Annotated in this window: 1 protein-coding gene; it reads right to left on the bottom strand. The window is 37.8% G+C overall.

Annotation, left to right across the window (positions count from 1 at the left end; translation table 11 throughout):
• A partial coding sequence (locus WFZ86_RS19990) for a condensation domain-containing protein (protein WP_342693588.1) occupies positions 1–2,782 on the bottom strand: 2,782 nt, incomplete at its 3' end.
• Positions 2,783–2,829: the final 47 nt, after the last annotated feature.

A 2,829-nucleotide genomic window follows, 5' to 3' on the forward strand; every position in this document is an offset into this window, starting at 1 on the left:
AAATGGATAAGATCCCCAATAAAGACCAGTTCGAAGTATCCATCATGATCCCCATCAAATCATTTTCTTTCAGGTCGTAAGTTTGTTGATAGTAATACGCTAATTTCGTAGCGGCTTCATCCAGCTCCTTGTACGTCATATGACTATCATTATAAACAAAAGCAACTGCTTCCGGAGTTTTAGATACCTGTGACTCAAAAAACGATAATACAGTTCCCTCTCCTGATAATAAATAATCAGATCTATTATAATCTATTACCAATGCACGCTCCTCTTCTGGGTTTAGCATCGCTAGATTTCCAATTGATAAAGTACTATTATCTAAAATAGCACTCAATAAATTCGCATAATGTGATTTTAATCGCAATATGGTAGCTGACGTAAATAAATCACTACAATAGTTAAAAGACAACTGGATTCCCTCGGGGCTGTCTTCGGCAAAAATCGTCAGATCAAATTTAGCAATATCATAATCTATTGGCATTGATTCAATAGTTATATCACTAAACTCAGCAACCCTAGCCTCCGGATTGTTGTTTAAAACAAACAACACCTGAAATAAGGAACTTCTACTTTTATCTCTTGTTTTCTCTACTCGATCTACTACTTTTTCAAAAGGAACTGAGACATGATCATATGCTTCCAGAGTGGTTTGCTTAACTGATTTTAAAACATCATTAAACGATGGATTACCCGACAAATCGCTTCGAAGAGCCAAAGTATTCACAAAAAATCCTATCATAGATTCTAATTCCTGTTGCGGACGATTGGCAACGGTCGTTCCGATACAAATATCTGACTGACCACTGTGACGGTATAATAATACTTTATACACACTCAATAATAACATGAATAATGTTACGCCCTCTTCTTTTGCATAAGTGCGAAGAGCCTCACTAAGGTCATTGTCAAGCTTAAAACTAATATGATCTCCGCGGTTGCTTTGAACAGCTGGTCTTGGATAATCAGTAGGAAGTGAAGAAGGAACAACTCCTCCTAATTTTGACTCCCAGTAATCAAGCTTCTCTGTTAAATAATCGCCTGTCACATGTGAGCGTTGCCACACAGCATAATCCGTATATTGAAAATCAAGAACTGGTAAATCAGCTTCTATTCCTGATGCATAAAAAGCATATAGCTCTTTAAATTCCTTAACAATAATAGAGGAGGACCATCCGTCAGTCGCAATATGATGACGTACCAATACTAAAATATGTTCTTCATCTGATATCTTTATAATTGTAGCACGCAGCATGTAATCTTTTGATAAATCAAATGGTTTGTTCACCTCTTTGGCAATAAGACCCTGATAATCATTAGTCCCTGATATAATATTCAATTCCCAACGATTAGTGGATTGCACTCTTTGGTAAGCAATACCTTCTTTTTCTACAAACACGGTGCGTAACGTTTCATGACGCTCTACAATAGTTTTTAAAGCCTTAGAGAGATAGCGTACATTAAGCTCTCCTTTCAGGTTTAATAATACTGGTACATGGTAATGCTCACTTCCTTTTAATTTATCAATAAACCATAAACGCTCCTGAGCATATGACAACGGAATATCTGCAGGTAACTCTTGTTTGGTTACCAACGGAAGTGCGGCTGTATTGTCCTTACTTTCTATAAAAGAGGCTAAAGCTGCAATATTAGTATGGTCGAATATATCAGTGATATTAATTGCCACATTAAGTGTAGTTTTAATAGCTGATAATAAACGAACAGCCAGTAAAGAATGACCTCCCAATTCAAAGAAATCATCCGTAACCCCAACCTGTTCTACATTTAGCAGATCTTGCCAAATAACAACCAATTCTTCCTCTGTTTTTGTCTCTGGGGCCACATACACACGTCCTTCTGCAACAGTAGGATCCGGTAATGCTTTTCTGTCGATCTTTCCGTTTGAAGTTAATGGCATCTGATCTAAAACTACAAATACCTGAGGAACCATATAATCCGGAACCAATCCTAAAAGATACGATTTCAAATCAGACTCTGAAAATCCTTCTTCAGCAACCAGATAACTCACCAGACGTTTAGTTCCTGTACCGTCTTCTTTAAACAGAACCTCACTCTGAACAATTCCAGAATACCCCTGGATCACACGACTGATTTCTTTTAATTCTACACGGTATCCACGAATTTTAACCTGATCGTCTACTCGTCCTAAAAATTCAATCTCGCCTAAAGAATTTCTACGAACTAAGTCTCCTGTTCGGTATAAAACTGCACTCTTACCTGCTGTAAACGGATTGGCGATAAATTTTTCCTGAGTTAAATCTTCACGATTCAAATATCCTTTTGAAATTCCTGCTCCTCCTAATAACAATTCTCCCGAAACTCCAATTGGACATAACGACATATCGCTGCTGACAATATAAGCTTCACTGTCTGAGAACAATTTACCAACCGGAATGGTTACATAATCAAAAGCAGGATCTACTTTGTGCACTAATTTTCCAATCGTACTCTCGGTAGGTCCGTAATGGTTCACGATGGTTACATTTGGATCCTGTGCTGCGATCTCTTTTACATGGGATACCGGAAGTACATCTCCTCCAAATATGATCGTACGTGCCGGCAGCAACAAATCGGTATCGATGCGTAAAGCCTGCCAGTGACTTGGTACTATTTTGATACAATCAATTGAGTTGGCATTGAAATATGCTTGTAGCTTCACTCCATCCATTAATGTTTCTTTATTGAATAAGTGCAGACATCCTCCGCTTAATAAAGAACCGTACAATACAGTATTTCCTAAATCGGCAGAAAGTGAAGACATTAATCCGAAGCTTTTGTTGGCACTGATCGAAATCTTAGCTTCCAATC

The organism is Flavobacterium polysaccharolyticum, from assembly GCF_038739875.1.
Lineage (GTDB): Bacteria > Bacteroidota > Bacteroidia > Flavobacteriales > Flavobacteriaceae > Flavobacterium > Flavobacterium polysaccharolyticum.